Raw genomic sequence first — 15,848 nt, 5'->3', positions numbered from 1 at the left:
TCGGAAGTAGTCCCCATGAGCAAGCGCACCTTCCAGCCCAACAACCGCCGCCGCGCCAAGAAGCACGGCTTCCGCGCCCGCATGCGCACGCGCGCCGGCCGCGCGATCCTCTCGGCTCGCCGCGCCAAGGGGCGCACCGAGCTCTCGGCCTGAGCCGAGCGGTGCTCGCGAGGCCGAACCGACTCACCCGCGGATCGGAGTACAAGGCCGTCGTCCGTCGGGGTCGTCGGTGTGCCGGAGCGCACACTGTGACCTATGTCAACCGCGTCGTGACCGATGGTCCGGCGCGGTTCGGCTTCATCGTGAGCAAGCAGGTCGGTGGCGCGGTCGTGCGCAACACCGTCCGTCGCCGGCTGAAGGCGCTGTGCTTCGAGTCGATCGAGGCTGTGGCGCCGGGCAGTGACATCGTGATCCGGGCGCTGCCGAGCGCGGCATCCGCGTCGTTCGCCGATCTGCGCCTCGACGTCGAGAAGTGCCTCGCACGAAGGGCAGCCGCATGAGCGTCCTTCCCGCCTACGCGCTCGGAGAAGCCGAGTTCTCGGCATCCGATGCTCTTCGCAGCGTTCCGCTGCTCCCCCGCAACGCGGTGCTCGCTCTGCTGCATGGCTACCGCGCCACGATCTCGCATGCCTACGGCGACGTCTGCAAGTACTACCCGTCGTGCTCGGCGTACGCCGTCGGCGCGGTCCAGCAGCACGGGGCCGTCGTCGGCTCCGCGATGACCGCCGCGCGCATCGCGCGCTGCCACCCCTGGGCGGTCGGCGGCGTCGACGACGTGCCGCCCCGCAAGAACTTCCGGCACGCGCTGACCCGCCACGGGTTCGTCGTGCCCGCCCCCACCGGAAAGGACTGATCCTCCGCATGGATCTCTTGTCAGCCCTCGCCTCGACGCCGTCGCCCTCCGCGCCGGCGACCAACGGAGGATTCGACCTCTTCGGCATCATCCTGTGGCCGCTGAAGTGGGTCGTCGAGGCGGTGCTCGTCTTCTGGCACTGGCTGTTCACCGCGATCGGCCTCCCGCCGGCTGACGGCATCACCTGGGTGCTGGCCATCGTCGGTCTGGTGATCGTGGTGCGCTCGGCGATGATCCCGCTGTTCGTGCGGCAGATCAAGAGCCAGCGCAAGATGATGGAAATCGCTCCTGAACTGCGGAAAGTTCAGGAGAAGTACAAGGGCAAGCGTGATCAGCTCTCTCGCGAGGCGATGAGCCGCGAGACCATGGCGCTGTACAAGAAGCACGGCACCACCCCGGTCTCGAGCTGTCTGCCGCTGCTCGTGCAGATGCCGGTCTTCTTCGCACTGTTCAGCGTGCTCAACGATGTGACCAAGCACGCGACGGCGGGCATCGGCGGTGTGGGCCTGCTCAATGCGGAGCTCACGCAGGAGTTCTACAACGCGAAGCTGTTCGGCGTCGCGTCGCTGCACGAGACGCTCATCGACGCCGTGAACAGCGGCAACACCCCGGCGATCATCATCCTGGTCGTGCTGGTCGTGCTCATGATCGCGTCGCAGTTCTTCACCCAGCTGCAGATCATCTCGAAGAACCTGTCGCCCGAGGCCAAGACCGGCCAGGCGTACCAGATGCAGAAGATCATGCTCTACATCCTTCCGCTGGGCTTCATCTTCTCGGGTGTCTTCTTCCCGCTCGGTGTCGTCATCTACTGGTTCGTGTCGAACCTGTGGACCATGGGCCAGCAGTTCCTGGTCATTCGCGAGATGCCCACCCCGGGTTCCGATGCCGCCAAGGCGCGCGAGGAGCGACTGGCGCGCAAGGGCAAGGCGATCGACGCCTCCGGCAAGGTGGTGCCGATGGAGAAGTACCAGGCCGAGCAGCAGCGCCTGTACGAAGAGGCAGAGCGTGCTCGAGCCGCCGCACCGAAGCGTCAGCAGCCCGTGAGCAAGCAGCGCGCCAAGAAGCAGGCGCAGAAGCAGCCGGGTCAGAAGCAGGGCGGATCGGGCGGCTCAGCCGGCGAATCCGGCTCCGGCGGCTCGGCCTCCGCTTCCTGACGACTCCCCGACCCGACGTCCCCACGAGGATCACGACATGACCACGTCTTCCGAGCACGCCCCCGTCGACACCCGCGATGACCGGGTGCCCGCCACCGTCGCCCAACTCGAGGAGGAGGGCGACGTCGCGGCCGACTTTATCGAGGGGCTGCTCGACATCGCCGACATCGACGGCGACCTCGACCTCGACGTGCGCGCCGGTCGCGCCTACGTCTCGGTCGAGGCGCCGTCCGGCGGATCCGTTGCGCTCATCGCCGCACCCGACACCGTGCAGGCGCTGCAGGAGCTGACGCGGATCGCAGTGCAGAACCGCACCGGCCGCTTCTCGCGCCTCATCCTCGACATCGGCGGTTCGCGTGACGCGCGCCAGCACGAGCTCGCGGCGCTGGTCGATCGCGCCATCGCGCGCCTCGACGACGGCGCCTCGCAGGCATCGCTGCCCGCGATGTCCAGCTACGAGCGCAAGGTCGTGCACGACATCGTCGCTGACCGCGGCTTCGTGTCTGAGTCCTACGGCGAGGGCGCCGACCGCCACACGGTGATCCGTCGCGGCTGAGGCCGCACGTTTCACGTGGAACAGCAGTCGACTCGTCCGGACACACGATGATCGAAATCGAGCAGGAACCCGCGGCCGCGGCCGAGATCTTCGGCGACCGGATCGACGTCGCGCGTCGGTTCACCGAGGCCCTCGGGCAGCACGGTGAAGAGCGCGGACTGATCGGCCCGCTCGAGCCGCCGCGGCTGTGGTCGCGCCACATCCTGAACAGCGCCGTCATCGCTCCCCTGTTCTCAGGGCGTGTCGGTGACGTCGGGTCCGGTGCCGGCCTCCCGGGCCTGGTGCTCGCGATCGCTCGTCCGGACGTCGAGTGGGTCCTGATCGAGCCCATGGAGCGTCGCGTCGCCTGGCTGTCGGAGCAGGTCGCGTCGCTGGGTCTCGACAACGTCGAGGTCGTGCGCGCTCGTGCCGAGGACTGGAAGCGCGGCCCGTCGTTGGACGCGGTCACCGCACGGGCGGTCAGCGCCCTCCGCACCCTGGTGCCGATCACCGCTCCCCTGGTTCGCGACGGCGGCGAGCTCATCCTGCTCAAGGGAACGAGCGCCGACAACGAGATTGAAGCCGCCGAGAAGCAGCTCCGCAAGTTCAAGGTGACGAACGCTCGCGTCGAGATCGTCGGCGAAGGGCTGCTCCCCGAGCCGTCTCGCGTGATTCGCGCCACCGTCCGCTGACCCGGTCTCGTCTGCTGCTGTGCGCGGATTCGCGCTTCGTCGGGTGCGTGTTGCGTGACGGCGGCCCGGGCGGCGAGTAGCGAGCCGGCGCGGCCGACGTGTTTCACGTGAAACACGTCCTCTCTGGCCGACTTTTCGCCGAGGGCGCCGCGGGGGGGGGGGGCATCTGGCGAGCGGGACCGCTGGCGCGAAGCGCGTCCGCACTCACGTGTCGATTGAGTGCCACTCTGTCGTGCCACCCCCGGCGCGACAACCGAGTTCGCCGATCAGGTGCTTGCCGGCCCGGTCGATCTGATCGGTGAGGAGAGGTGATCGAGCCCTGGCCTCGGCGCACCTGGAGTGGGTCGCTGTCCTAGCCGCTGTCTGCGCCGCCCCGCAAACGGAAGGAAGCGAGGAGTGGCCCGTCGACGCGTGGTGCGCGTCCGAACCCCGGGGTGTCGCTTGAATCTCGTTGGTGGCACCAGCCCGCGGCCAACATCCTGACTGACCGATCAGGTTGCTAACGTCGGTCCCCTTCCCCTACGTCAACCCGGTCGGTGGCGTACGGAGAGCACGCTGACCTTGTTTCCATCTGGAACGGGCCGCCGTCCAGGCCGGTGCCTGTGCCCTGCCGGTGCCTGTGCTGCGCGTCGCGAATGGTCGGAACGCGGCGAATGGGCGGCTGACGCGTGAAGACCGTCCGAACCCAGGTGTCGACCGAGCTTCACTGGCGCACCGCCCCCGTAAACGACCAGTCGGCTGACCGTTCACGGTGTTCGGTCGCTCCCCTGATCCGTTGGAGCGGTGAGGCCGCCGCAGTCGCGTGTTTCACGTGAAACGGCGGTGTCTCATGCTCCATGTATTCGCCGTGTCTCGGGTGGTTGCGGACGTGGAGAACTCGACGGATGCCGCGTGCAGCGCATACGCACACTGAGATGTCAACGCGGTGCGCCGTGGTGACATGATCCTCGCCCACGACGCTCCGGCAGGAAGAGATCGCACTGCTCGGTCCCGTCGGCTTCGACCCGGGGCCGTGGCGAGTGATGAGCGGTCTAAGGCGCAGGTTTCACGTGAAACGCCCCGGTCTTGCCAGTCGATGTGTCCGCCTTGTCGTCATGTGAGCGAGCCGCGAGCGCTGGTTTGGGTGGGACACGCTGCTTCCTCTGCTCGATTTGCCTGCCGCACGCCCAGCGATGAGTGCGCGTGAGAGCAGACGCCGGGACCGAGCGCGTCCTTGTCAGCCATGCGCCGGGCGCGTAGATGACTCCACCTCCGACGCAGAGAGTCCAGCGCGCCGACGCGTCCGCCGCCGAGTATTTGCTTTGATGGTCCGCCGTCCCGCAGCCCTCGGAACGCGCAGTGCCGATGTGGGTGGTGCAACTCGGTGTTTCACGTGAAACAACCGCATTGCTTGAGCTTCTTGTGGCGCCGCCGCTGAGAGCGGGATCCGGAGCGAGCGCACGCGTACAAACGCGAGGGTGACAGGAGGGCAACTCGGCGTGGGATGGCGAGATCGCAGCTCGAGGGCATCCCGGCACGCCGCCTTGCCGGCGAGTCAAACACCTGGTCGGCCGGGGCGGCGGCGGAAGGAGCAGTAACGGCGGGTGTTTCACGTGAAACAAGCGGCTCTCCTAGCCCGCCGTCATCGCCGAGCGCTACGTGGATGACCGGGGGTCGGCAAGAGGTCGGCCAGCGTCCGAAATCCGGCGCCCAGCCGTCGGTCGGAGCGGGGGCGACGCCATGGCTCCCGCCCGCGATCGTCTCAGCCTCGTTCAACACTCCCCTGCACCTCTCGATCGATTTGGTGGAACGTACAGGTCTCGAGAAGGAGGTGGCACATGATGGGCCAAGGGCGCTTCTTGTACCAAGCCGGGCGTATCGGCCACGCGGAGTCCCCTCAGATGCGCGGGACTTGCATGATGGGCTGGGAGGGGATACGCGGATGGCGCGTTTGCTGCGCGCAGATGGTGGCGGCACTCGTGTCCTCGGCACGCCGTCCGCGGTGCTGCGCTTCGCGTGGCTGCCCGCTCTGTGCGGAGAAGAGCTGGCGGCGGAATGGCAGACGCATACGTGGCCTTCCGGTTGTGATGCGCGCTCGAACGCTGGGATCTCCGGCGAGAGCGGACTCCAGTTCGTGGTGCGTGCACGATGACGATCAATTGTTCGCTCGCAGCGCGTCGAGGCGGTTGCTCACGTCTACTCGTGCTCAGAGTGGTCGTAGGCCGTACGCACGGCCGTGAGGGTGGTGGGGCAACCGGAGAATGCCGCTCCCCGATCGGCGACCTGCACGACGGTGTGCCGAGCTTCGGGGACCCCAGGTCCCGGTTCGTCGGGTCGCCTGGGTCGTCGGGGCATCGTTTGCGTGGCCCACCCCAGCGGGCCGGCTTTCGGTCAGGCGGTGCGACCGATAGGCGCGTTCGCGCCACGCCCGTCGGCTCCTCTTGCCACCGTCATGTCCGTGCGTGACTGGTGGTGTAGCGCGTCCTAGCCGCCCACGACGCCGGCGACTGGGCCAGAATCGCCGTCGCCTCAGGTGCCTCACGTCCGCGGAGTTGCACGAGTCGGATCCTTCGATGAGTCACTTCTCGACACCAGTTGCGCCACCGTAGGTGTGCCTGCACGGCTCTCCGGAGTGTTTCACGTGAAACGGCGATCCGTTCTCCCCCTGCGGGCGTCCGCGCAGCAGGTGCGGAATGCCACGGTGACGTCGCCTCGCCGGCAACGCCAGTGCCTCGCCGGGACGCTCCAGCCGTCGAGCGGAAGCTTGGGCTCTGCGGCGGTCGATGCGGGGAGCTGTGTACTCGGCTGAGCCAGAACGGTGGTGCAACCCTCCCGCCTGTTCGACCCTCTGAGCTGAACGGGTTCCGCCAGCACCGTCCTCCGCAATTGGCCCCTTTGCGCCGAAGAGATTCCGCCAGCACCGTCACTTCATCTGCGAGTCGCGTCCTCCCTGACCCGACTTCAGCGCATCCGCACCGCGTACGGGCGCGGCTCGCTTCGGCAGTCCTCAGTCGCTCGTCCGCCTGCGTCGGAAGGCGCAGCTGAAAGGACGTGGGCCGTTCGTCGTACATCCCAGTGTTTCACGTGAAACGTCACCGCTGTTCCGACCGCTATCCGCGTGACCACGAGCCGACCGGCGGGCGTTCGCGACAACACACTTGAATGCGTGTCACTGCGGTAAGAGGGGGCGAGCGAGCGACACGTCTTCGTGCCCGCGGCAATCGATGCCGCGCGCCTGTGGGGCCGCTCGGACGCGTTCCGGTCGGGCGATGCCCTCCCGCTACGGACCGTCGGCTCCTCCACCGCGACGACGTTGGACCGGGTCTGTCGTCAATCAGCTCCCCAAGGGTTCGATGATCCGGGCGATGGTCCGGGGCGGATAGCTCGCCGCTGTTCCGCACCGCGCTGTGCCCAACGCGCATCGACGGGGCGTCCGCTCCCGAGCCCTGCGAGTCCTCACCCCCGCGCTGTGCCGGCGGCCCGGCCAGTAGCCGCGCAGGCCCTCGTTCCCGGCCCGGTGTGTCTGGCGGAGTGCGCGTGTTCGGGCGAAGAGCAGCCGGCGCCGTATGTGTGATCCGCTTCGCCGCAGTCGCGGCTGAACCCTGCGCGCTACGCTCCCGCTCTGGCGTCATGGACGGAAGGAGCGGATGTCCGCGACATGTCCCTCCACCCCCAGCTTCTCCGTGGTCGACCCCGCGGCTCACCGCGTCACCCGCCGTGACGCGGTGGAGCGCGGTTGCGAGGGCCGACGAGCCGGTGCAGTGAGTGTGCGCACACGGTGGGCTGAACGAGTCGGGCTGGTTCACCCCGGCCGCGCAGCTCAATGCCCGAGGCCCCACGCCGATCCCCGCACGTGCGGAAGCACGATCGCCGCTAGTCGGACGAAGGCGCGACGTTTGCAGGCGTCGTAGCGGTCGACGCGCGGACGAGCGGTAGGCGCAGACCAGCACGACAGACGTGCGCGTTTCACGTGAAACATACCTAGTGAGACGGAGGATGGGTTCGGGGAGTGGTGTGAGCGAATCATCGAGTCGGAGCAGGACTGCTCAGACGTCGGGAGGCGCATCTACTAGCAGTCAGCTGGGCGAAAGGACCTAGCCCCGTCTGGCAGGCGCCGCGGCACCCGTCCGCTCGTGTTCGACCACCAGTGTCTCGGGAGCGCGAGACGGGCACCTCCGCCCGATTGTGTGTCGCTGGCACCCCTATCCCTCCCGCTCGATGTGGATCGTGGGCTCATCAACTCTCCCAGGCGGGTGTCCCAGCGCTGAGACGCGAGCAGGTGTCGCTATGAATGGTGGAGCGATCCGCACGTGCGGCGGTAAGGCGGTCATGTCTCACGTGAAACGACGGATTTGCCCGATCAACGATGGCCGTCCCCTTGTCGATCCTGAACGGAGAACTGCCGAGTTCGGTGCCCGCAACGCGCTCATCTCTGCGCACTGTGAAGACGGGCCGAGCGACGAGCCCTCCACGCTGTATATCGCTGCGTGAGTCCGGGAATCTGATGACGCAGACATGTTGGTCGACCGTGTCCCGTGATGCGTAGGCTCCGAGCACCCGCCCCGGCACGCCGTGTGTGTGGTGAGTGTCGCCAACGGCGGAGTGCACTGCTCACTTCCATGCCGGTATGCCGCGGATCGCACGCCTGCAGCGGATGATCCCAACAGGCACGAGCCTCTCAGGTGCCACGCACACCGGATGTGCTGCCCGACCAGGGTCGGCGCCGCTAGGGGTGCCGCGTTTCACGTGGAACAGTGCATCCTGCGAATGGTTCGGCGCTGGGACTCTGGTCGGATGTTAACAAGATCAAGGGCGTGCTTCACGTGAGGCTCTCCACATCCGGCAGGCGGAATTCCGGCCAACCGTTCGAGCTAGGCGGCTAGCAACCTCGGGCGAGGTTGCACGCAACACCTCAGCTATTGGATCGTTCGGCGACGCGCCGTCGTGAAGACGTCGACCTCATGGTCGGCCGCGCGGGAGTCCCGGGAAGAGCATCCAAGTCATCCAGCGGAAGGTGAGCCCCCGTCGTTGAAGCACACGACAAGCTGACAACACAGGGCGTGCCCCCTACACCGGGTGCCCTGGCGCGAGTCAGTTGGTCGTTGCGACGTCATCGAGGAGCAAATCACAGCGGCGGAATGCTGGCTGTTGGAGCCTAGCCTGCCCGCGCAGAAGACCACGCGGACCGAGTCCGCACTCAGGCCGCGCTCTAGACCGCCATACTCAGGATGACGCGGCCGGCACCGCTTCCGGAGTGATCATCGTCCACGCGATGCATCCCGATCTTCTCCGCGACCCGTTGGGATGCGCGGTTGTCCGGGTGGACGATGGCGATCAGTTCTCGCGCATCCACATGTTCGATGACGTAGTCGCGGCATGCCGCGGCAGCCTCGGTCGCGATGCCCCTGCCCTGCCAAGCCGGTGTGACGTGATACCCCACCTCGAGTCGGCTGAGCCCGCCGACTTCTTGCCAGGTCAAGCCGCAGTCGCCCACGAACTCGCCCGCGTGCGTCTCGATGATCCAGAGCCCGTAGCCGTGTTCCGCATAGTTCCGTTGGTTCCACGCGATCCAGGCTGCGGACTGCTCGCGGGTCTTGGGTGCGGGGTAGAACCGCATGACGTCGGGATTCCCCAGCAGCTCGGCCATCGCCTCGAGGTCCGACGCCGTCATCTGTCGGAAGCGAAGTCTGTCTGTCTCTCTGGGAAGCACCTCAGCACCCTAGCGGATGCGCAACCCGGCGCCGGTGCCCGGCGGTGCCCCTCTCGACGCGCGTTGCGCAATCGCAGTTTCGCGGCGAACCCGCTGGCACAAATTGCGTTTCTGCCCAGGGCACCCGTGATCCGCCTGCGCTTGAACGTGGACACCCCACTCCGTCTCTCGGGCACGTTTCACGTGAAACGCCCGTGTACGGCGGAGGGCCACTGGGTCGCTCTCTCCCCAGTCGGACGGTCTTATGACCGGCAGGAGGATCGCTCCCTCCCGGTACGCGAGTGAGTCGGGAGCGTGGCCGGCGGCGACCAGTCTCCCGTGGGACGACCGCGAATGGCCGCGCGTAGCTGCCGTCGGGAGCTTGTCAGCGTGGCCGAGCCGGCCGGCGACTCCGATACCGGCGGCGCACTGCAAGCGCCGTGCCCAGTCGGCTCTGAGCGGCGGGTTGGCGCGGCCGAACCGGCCGCTCAAGGTTGACTAGGAGGAGAACTCCGCGCCGCCCGTGAGCACCCGATCGTCGGTCGGCGCCAGCAGCAACGAGAGTGGATCATCCACCCGGAACGGTAAGGAACGCATGAATAAGTGGCTCCGGCGGCTGGGGATGGGGGCGAGGCGGGATAGGGTGGAAGACGATGTTGAGCGGCTCGGGCACGGGGGAGAGTTTCACGTGAAACAGCCCGACGAGAGCGAAGCTCCGGCATCCTTCTCGTCCGATGAGTCCCCGACGGTCTCGACTCCGGCGGCTCCGCCGACGGAGGCTCCACAGACAGAGGATGCCGTCGACGACCGCCCCATCGTCTACACCGAGACGAACGACGCGGTCGAGCCTTCCGAGGAAGAAGCCGGGCCCGCCGAGACCGCCGGCATCAGCGAGGGAGCCGCGCCCAGCGAAGAAGCCGCGCCAGCCGCGCCCACCGAGGAAGCCGGGCCCAGCGAAGACGCTGCGCAGGCCGACTCCGACAGTGACGTGGCATCCGTCGAGTCCTCCGACTCCGCATCCGACGTCATTCCACCACCCGACGGCACCACTGCCACGCAGGAAGAGGAATCCCCCATCGTGCAGCAAGACGGTGCGGCACTCGCGCAGGACGACGACGACTCCCCTATCGCGCGGGAGATCGCCGACCTCTCCGCCCGCCGCAAGGCACTCGAAGAAGCCGACGTTCAGCTCACGGGACGCACTCGCGTGCTGACCGTCTCGAACCAGAAGGGCGGCGTCGGAAAGACGACGACGACCGTCAACCTGGCAGCTGCGTTGGCTGAGCGGGGCGCCAAGGTGCTGGTGATCGACCTCGATCCGCAGGGCAACGCCTCGACTGCACTGGGCGTGCCGCACACCGCTGACACGCCGAGCGTGTACGACGTGCTCATCGACGAGTTCCCGCTGGCGGACATCATCCAGGTGAGCCCTGAGTCTCCCAACCTGCTGTGTGCGCCGAGCACGATCCACCTGGCCGGAGCCGAGATCGAGCTCGTGTCACAGGTCGCCCGCGAGCATCGCCTCCGCGTGGCCGTCGACGACTACCTGGAGAAGAATCCCGGCGAGCTCGACTTCATCCTGATCGACTGCCCGCCGTCACTGGGGCTTCTCACCATCAACGCGTTCACCGCGGCGGGCGAGCTCCTGATCCCGATCCAGTGCGAGTACTACGCACTCGAAGGTCTGAGCCAGCTGCTCGGCACGGTGCGGATGATCCAGAAACACCTGAACCCGCGCCTGCAGCTGTCGACCATCATGCTGACGATGTACGACGGGCGCACGCGGCTCGCGCAGCAGGTCGCCGACGAGGTGCGTGCCCACTTCCCCGCCGAAGTGCTCGACACGATCATCCCTCGATCGGTGCGCGTCTCGGAGGCGCCGAGTTTCGGGCAATCGGTTCTCGCTTACGATGGACAGTCGGCCGGCGCGATCGCCTACCGCGAGGCGGCTGTCGAGATGATCCGGCGCGACAGCGCCTCGAATGAAAGGGGCGCGTGATGGCAGCGAAGCGCACAGGACTCGGTCGTGGAATCGGCGCATTGATCCCGACCACCGAGGCGAGCGACGAGCGTCCCGCGGACGTCTTCTTCCCGCGCGCCGTCGCCGTCGACGAGGCGGAGCCGAAGGACTCGACCCCCGAGCCCGACGGCCAGGAGGACCTCGTCGAGGTACCGGGCGCGCACCTGGCGCACATCGACCCGCACGACATCGTCCCCAACCCGCGTCAGCCGCGCACCAACTTCGACCCCGAGCACTTCGCGGAACTCGTGCACAGCGTGCGCGAGTTCGGGGTGCTGCAGCCCGTGGTCGTGCGCCGCAACGACAACGGCGACTACGAGCTCATCATGGGTGAGCGTCGTACCCGCGCCGCCCGCGAGGCCGGTCTCACCTCGATCCCCGCGATCGTGCGCGACACCGCTGACGAGCACCTCCTCCGCGACGCGCTTCTCGAGAACCTGCATCGCTCGGAGCTGAACCCTCTCGAAGAGGCGTCGGCATACCAGCAGCTTCTCGAAGACTTCGGGATCACACAGGAGGAGCTCGCGACCCGCATCGGCCGCTCGCGTCCGCAGATCAGCAACACGATCCGCCTGCTCAAGCTCCCCGTGCCGGTGCAGCAGCGGGTCGCTGCGGGAGTGCTCACGGCCGGGCACGCCCGCGCGATCCTGTCGCTCGAGGACGCCGCGGCGATGCAGCGCTTCGCCGACAAGATCGTGAACGAAGATCTCTCGGTCCGCGCCGCCGAGGCTGCCGCGAAGCTTCCGGATGCCTCCCCCACGCGTGCGGCGAAGCCACAGGCCGGTTCGCGCCGTGCGCACCTGGATGAAGTCGCCGGTCGACTCGGCGACCGGCTCAACACGAGGGTCAAGATCGCGCTGACGGCACGAAAAGGCCAGATCAGCATCGACTTCGCGACGATTCAGGACCTGAACCGCATCCTCGCCGAGCTCGGCGAGACGGAGTACGGAGCACTAGAGGCCTCGTAGGCCTCCGCGCAGACCTTCCGCGCGCCGGCGCAGCGCTTCGGCCTCCGCCGCGTTGCCCGGCAACGCGGCCGCCGCGAGGAACTCGGCGGCCGCGGCATCCGTTCGTCCGAGGCGATCCAGGAGCTCTGCGCGCACGGCCGGAAGTGGCCGGAAGCCCGTGAGCTCGGGTGCGAGGGCGTCGACAACAGCCAGCGCCGACTCGGGACCCTCGACCATCGACAGGGCCACGGCGCGGTTGAGCCGCACGACGGCGGACGGCGCGAGTGACTCGAGCGCGTCGTAGAGCTCGAGGATCCGCTCCCAGTCCGTCGACGCGAAGTCGGGCGCCACCGCGTGGCATTCGGCGATCGCGGCCTGCACTCCGTAGTAGCCGACGCCTCGGGTCGCGGCATCCGCTCTCCGCATCGCCTCGCGACCGCGGGTGATCGCCGAACGATCCCACCGGCGGCGATCCTGCTCTTCGAGGGTGACGGGCAGCCCTTCGGCGTCGACGCGGGCGGCGAACCGGGAGGACTGGAACTCCATGAGCGCGATGAGCGACCAGATCTCGGGCTCGCGAGGCATCATCGCCACGAGCTGCCGACCGAGGCGCACCGCCTCGCGGGCGACGTCGGGGCGGAGCAGCCCCTCCCCCTCGGCTGCGGAGTACCCCTCGGTGAAGAGCAGGTAGATGACCTGCAGCACGCTGGCAAGCCGTGCCGGACGCTCCGCGCGATCGGGCACCTCGAACGGCACGCCCTCTGCTGCCAGCTGCCGTTTGGCGCGGACGATGCGCTGCTGCACGGTGGGCACCGTCATGAGCAGCGCGCGGGCGATCTGGTCCGTCGTGAGTCCGGCCACGGTGCGGAGAGTCAGCGCGAGGCGGGCCTGCGGCGGAAGGATGGGATGGCAGGCGACGAAGACGAGGCGCAGGACGTCGTCGTCGATGCGATCGGGATCGGCGTCGTCGGGCACCGAGTCGACCGACTCCACAGCCAGCGCCTCGGTCACGAACATCGGCTCGCGGGCCGCGAGTCGCTCGCGTCGCCGCCACCCGTCGATCGCGCGCCGCTTGGCGACCGACATGAGCCACGCTCCAGGATTGTGAGGGATGCCGGAGGCCGGCCATGACGCGAGCGCCTCGACGAGCGCCTCCTGGGCGAGATCCTCAGCCCACGCGAAGTCCCCGGTGTGTCTGGTGAGTGCGGCGACGATGCGGGCGGACTCCTCGCGCCAGACGGCTTCGACCGCGCGGCGCGTGTGTGCGTCGTCGGTGGTCATACTGTCAGCGTAGGCGCGGGCGGCCCGCGAGGTCGGACGGGCGTCGTACCCTTGATTGGTGGCGAACGACGAGCAGACCCCGCGCCGGCGCGCGAGTCTGGAGCTGCTGCGGGCGGAGGCCGCCGACGAGCTCTCGGTCCTGATCACCGAGCGGCTGCGTGCAGGGGAAGATCCGTGGGACTTCATGGACGACCTGCCCAGTGTCGACGAACTCGTCGTGTTCATGCTCCGTGCCGAGAACATCGCCGCCAACGGCGGGTCGCGCCCGAACGCCACCCGGCACTACCGCGTGCTGCGGCAGATCGCCCTGGACTATCCCCCGCTCACCCGCGCGGTGTGGGGTCTGCTCGGCGACGCGAACACGCACCGCCGGTGGGACCCGACGGTGCGTGCAGAGGCGAGCTGACTCGGCGGAACGCACGAGCTCGTGCCCGTGCGCCGCGTCGGCTCCGTAACCCGCGCTCATGCCGGAAGCCGACCCCGACCCCGACCCCGAGCCCGACACGGCTCAGGTGTGCGCGGCGCGCCACTCCTGCGCCTTCTGCACCCACTCGTCGTTCTGATCGAGGTCGGCGAAGTCGTTCACGCGGCGCACCTCCAGCACGGTGCCGGGGCCGAGTGGACACTTGCGGGCCCAGTGCTCCGCCTCTTCGCGCGAGGCGACCTCCAGGATCCAGAACCCGGTGAAGACCTCGCGGGCCTCGGCGAAGGGGCCGTCGGTCTGGGCCGGCGGGACGGTGTCGAAGTCGAGCCGGAAGCCTTCTGACGCGTCCGAGAGTCCCTCGGCGCTCAGGAAGACGCCGGCCTTCTGGAGCTCCTCGTTGTACGCGCCCATCGCGGCGTACATCGCCGGCACATCAGCGGCGGTGGGGTCGAACGCGGCTGCCGCCTCGGCGTCGACCTGCATGATGAACATGTAACGCATGGGGATCCCTTTCGTCGGGGGCCGGAAGGCCCGGGTGCGGACCCGTCCGGGCCCTCACCCTGTGCGTCGAACAAGACTGCCGCAGATCGACAACGTGCCGCAGAATTTCTGCGGAACCGAGCCGAATCCCCACAAGCGAGTCGGATTCCCCCACGGGCATATGACCAGAACGCCGATGAAACGACGAAACCCCGCCGGGGCGAGCCGGCGGGGTTTCGCAAGATCTGGGTGATCAGGCGATGTAGGCGGCGAGGTCCTGCTCGAGAGCGAACTTCGGCTTGGCGCCGATGATCGTGGTCTCGACCTGGCCCTTGTTGAACACCTTCATCGCGGGGATCGACGTGATCTGGTACTTCATCGCGAGGTCGGGGTTCTCGTCGACGTTGAGCTTCAGGATCGTGATCTTGTCGGGGTGCTCCGACTGGATCTGGTCGAGGACGGGCGAGACCATGCGACACGGGCCGCACCATTCCGCCCAGAAGTCCACGAGCACCGGACCCTCGGCCTGGAGCACGTCCTGCTCGAACGTGGCGGAGGTCGTCGCCTTGGCGGTCATCTGTCTTTCTCCTTCTGTGGAAAGTCTGTCCACGGTCATCTAACGCGAGATCGCCGTGAAGTGTTCCCGGCTTGTGCGAGCCCCTCGACCGCGCTACGCGACGGCGGCGGCGTCGGCCTCGGCGCCCGGCAGGCCGTCGATCTCAGCGACGTCCGGCGCGGGGGCACCGGCCTCGCCGAGCGCGGCGAGGTAGTGCTCGAGGTCGAGGGCCGCGACGGTTCCGCTGCCGGCTGCGGTGACCGCCTGCCGGTACGTCGGGTCGATGACGTCACCGGCGGCGAAGACGCCGGGCACCGAGGTGCGCGACGAACGACCGTCGACCCACACCGTGCCATCGGACGTCAGCTCGAGCTTCTGGTGCACGAGGTGCGTGCGAGGGTCGTAGCCGATCGCGACGAAGACGCCGTCCAGGGCGAGCTCACGGGTCGAGCCGTCGACCGTGTCCTTCAGCACGACGCCCGTGACGGCGTCGTCGCCCAGGATGTCGGCGACCTCGGCGTTCCAGATGAACTCGATCTTGTCGTTCTTGAACGCCCGGTCCTGCATGATCTTCGAGGCGCGCAGCTCGTCGCGGCGGTGGATCACGTAGACCTTCGACGCGAACTTCGTGAGGAAGGTCGCCTCCTCCATCGCCGAGTCGCCGCCGCCGACGACCGCGATCACGCGCTCGCGGAAGAAGAACCCGTCGCAGGTCGCGCAGTACGACACCCCGCGACCCGACAGCCGGGACTCGCCCTCGATGCCGATCTTGCGGGGCGCGGAGCCGGTGGCGAAGATGACGGCGTCAGCCTCGTGCGAGGCGCCGCTGCCGAGCGTGACCTTCTTCACCGAGCCGTCGATCTCCAGCCCGACGACGTCGTCATAGAGCACCTCGGCGCCGAATTTCTCGGCCTGCTCCTGCATCTTCGCCATCAGGTCGGGACCCATGATGCCCTCGGGGAAGCCGGGGAAGTTCTCGACCTCGGTGGTGTTCATCAGCTCGCCGCCGGCCTCGACCGAACTCGCCACGACGAGCGGGTTCAGGTTCGCGCGGGCGGCGTAGATGGCCGCCGTGTAGCCCGCAGGCCCCGAGCCGATGATGATGACCTGACGCACGTGCACACCTTTCCTCGTGAAGCCGCAGAGCGTCTCATGACGGACGCAACGGCTCCGGATGCCTCAACACATGGTAACCACGTGGCATTCCACGGCACGTTCCGCACGCGGCTGCGGAGCGC

Annotated in this window: 14 protein-coding genes; 9 read left to right on the top strand and 5 right to left on the bottom strand. The window is 68.1% G+C overall.

The annotated features are described in order from the left end of the window. The first annotated feature begins 15 nt into the window (after positions 1–15). From rpmH to rsmG, 6 genes are read left to right on the top strand one after another with little or no spacing between them, the layout of a single operon-like run. Positions 16–153, top strand: a complete 138-nt coding sequence (gene rpmH / locus IM767_RS18055; protein WP_022879826.1) for a 50S ribosomal protein L34 — start codon at positions 16–18, stop codon at positions 151–153. An 8-nt stretch (positions 154–161) separates the two neighbouring features. Beyond that, positions 162–500: a ribonuclease P protein component gene (gene rnpA, locus IM767_RS18050; protein WP_109208724.1), complete on the top strand. Its 339-nt coding sequence runs from the start codon at positions 162–164 to the stop codon at positions 498–500. After that, a complete protein-coding gene (gene yidD, locus IM767_RS18045; protein WP_109208723.1) occupies positions 497–853 on the top strand; it encodes a membrane protein insertion efficiency factor YidD in 357 nt (118 codons plus the stop codon). Before rnpA ends, yidD begins: the two co-directional genes overlap by 4 nt. Before the next feature lie 8 nt (positions 854–861). Further along, on the top strand, positions 862–2,007 hold the full coding sequence (gene yidC / locus IM767_RS18040; protein ID WP_109208722.1) for a membrane protein insertase YidC: 1,146 nt from the start codon (positions 862–864) through the stop codon (positions 2,005–2,007). Positions 2,008–2,044: 37 nt separating this feature from the next. After that, positions 2,045–2,563 carry a Jag family protein gene (locus IM767_RS18035; protein WP_109208721.1) on the top strand — a complete coding sequence of 173 codons (519 nt, stop codon included), beginning with the start codon at positions 2,045–2,047 and terminating at the stop codon, positions 2,561–2,563. A gap of 47 nt (positions 2,564–2,610) precedes the next feature. Continuing rightward, complete coding sequence (rsmG, locus tag IM767_RS18030) at positions 2,611–3,234, top strand: 16S rRNA (guanine(527)-N(7))-methyltransferase RsmG (protein WP_109208720.1); 624 nt, start codon at positions 2,611–2,613, stop codon at positions 3,232–3,234. 5,188 nt (positions 3,235–8,422) lie between these two features. On the opposite strand, the gene IM767_RS18025 is transcribed toward rsmG, so the two are convergent. Further along, the gene (locus IM767_RS18025) at positions 8,423–8,923 is read right to left on the bottom strand and encodes a GNAT family N-acetyltransferase (protein ID WP_109208719.1); all 501 of its coding nucleotides are present in this window, start codon (positions 8,921–8,923) and stop codon (positions 8,423–8,425) included. Positions 8,924–9,977: 1,054 nt separating this feature from the next. Here IM767_RS18025 and IM767_RS18020 point away from each other — a divergent pair. Both IM767_RS18020 and IM767_RS18015 read left to right on the top strand, forming a co-directional pair. Beyond that, positions 9,978–10,901, top strand: a complete 924-nt coding sequence (locus IM767_RS18020) for a ParA family protein (RefSeq protein WP_109208853.1) — start codon at positions 9,978–9,980, stop codon at positions 10,899–10,901. Further along, complete coding sequence (locus IM767_RS18015) at positions 10,901–11,890, top strand: ParB/RepB/Spo0J family partition protein (protein ID WP_109208718.1); 990 nt, start codon at positions 10,901–10,903, stop codon at positions 11,888–11,890. The genes IM767_RS18020 and IM767_RS18015 overlap by 1 nt, the downstream gene beginning before the upstream one ends. On the opposite strand, the gene IM767_RS18010 is transcribed toward IM767_RS18015, so the two are convergent. Then, complete coding sequence (locus IM767_RS18010) at positions 11,876–13,150, bottom strand: RNA polymerase sigma factor (RefSeq protein WP_109208717.1); 1,275 nt, start codon at positions 13,148–13,150, stop codon at positions 11,876–11,878. The two genes, IM767_RS18015 and IM767_RS18010, sit on opposite strands and share 15 nt — an antisense overlap. A 58-nt stretch (positions 13,151–13,208) precedes the next feature. On the opposite strand from IM767_RS18010, the gene IM767_RS18005 reads away from it, so the two are divergent. After that, positions 13,209–13,556 (top strand): tryptophan synthase subunit alpha, encoded by a 348-nt coding sequence (locus tag IM767_RS18005; RefSeq protein ID WP_422613785.1) that lies wholly within the window; start codon positions 13,209–13,211, stop codon positions 13,554–13,556. Between the two features lie 102 nt (positions 13,557–13,658). On the opposite strand, the gene IM767_RS18000 is transcribed toward IM767_RS18005, so the two are convergent. The 3 genes from IM767_RS18000 to trxB all read right to left on the bottom strand — a co-directional run bounded on the left by IM767_RS18000 (position 13,659) and on the right by trxB (position 15,726). After that, positions 13,659–14,075: a YciI family protein gene (locus IM767_RS18000; protein ID WP_109208715.1), complete on the bottom strand. Its 417-nt coding sequence runs from the start codon at positions 14,073–14,075 to the stop codon at positions 13,659–13,661. A gap of 232 nt (positions 14,076–14,307) precedes the next feature. Beyond that, positions 14,308–14,631 carry a thioredoxin gene (gene trxA, locus IM767_RS17995; RefSeq protein ID WP_109208714.1) on the bottom strand — a complete coding sequence of 108 codons (324 nt, stop codon included), beginning with the start codon at positions 14,629–14,631 and terminating at the stop codon, positions 14,308–14,310. Positions 14,632–14,724: 93 nt separating this feature from the next. Beyond that, positions 14,725–15,726: a thioredoxin-disulfide reductase gene (trxB, locus tag IM767_RS17990; RefSeq protein ID WP_109208852.1), complete on the bottom strand. Its 1,002-nt coding sequence runs from the start codon at positions 15,724–15,726 to the stop codon at positions 14,725–14,727. Positions 15,727–15,848 lie beyond the last annotated feature (122 nt).

The sequence above is a fragment of the Microbacterium ureisolvens genome (assembly GCF_015278315.1).
GTDB classification, from domain to species: Bacteria; Actinomycetota; Actinomycetes; order Actinomycetales; family Microbacteriaceae; genus Microbacterium; species Microbacterium ureisolvens.
Note: the sequence above shows the minus strand (reverse complement) of the source record. Positions and strands in the feature narration are given on the sequence as shown.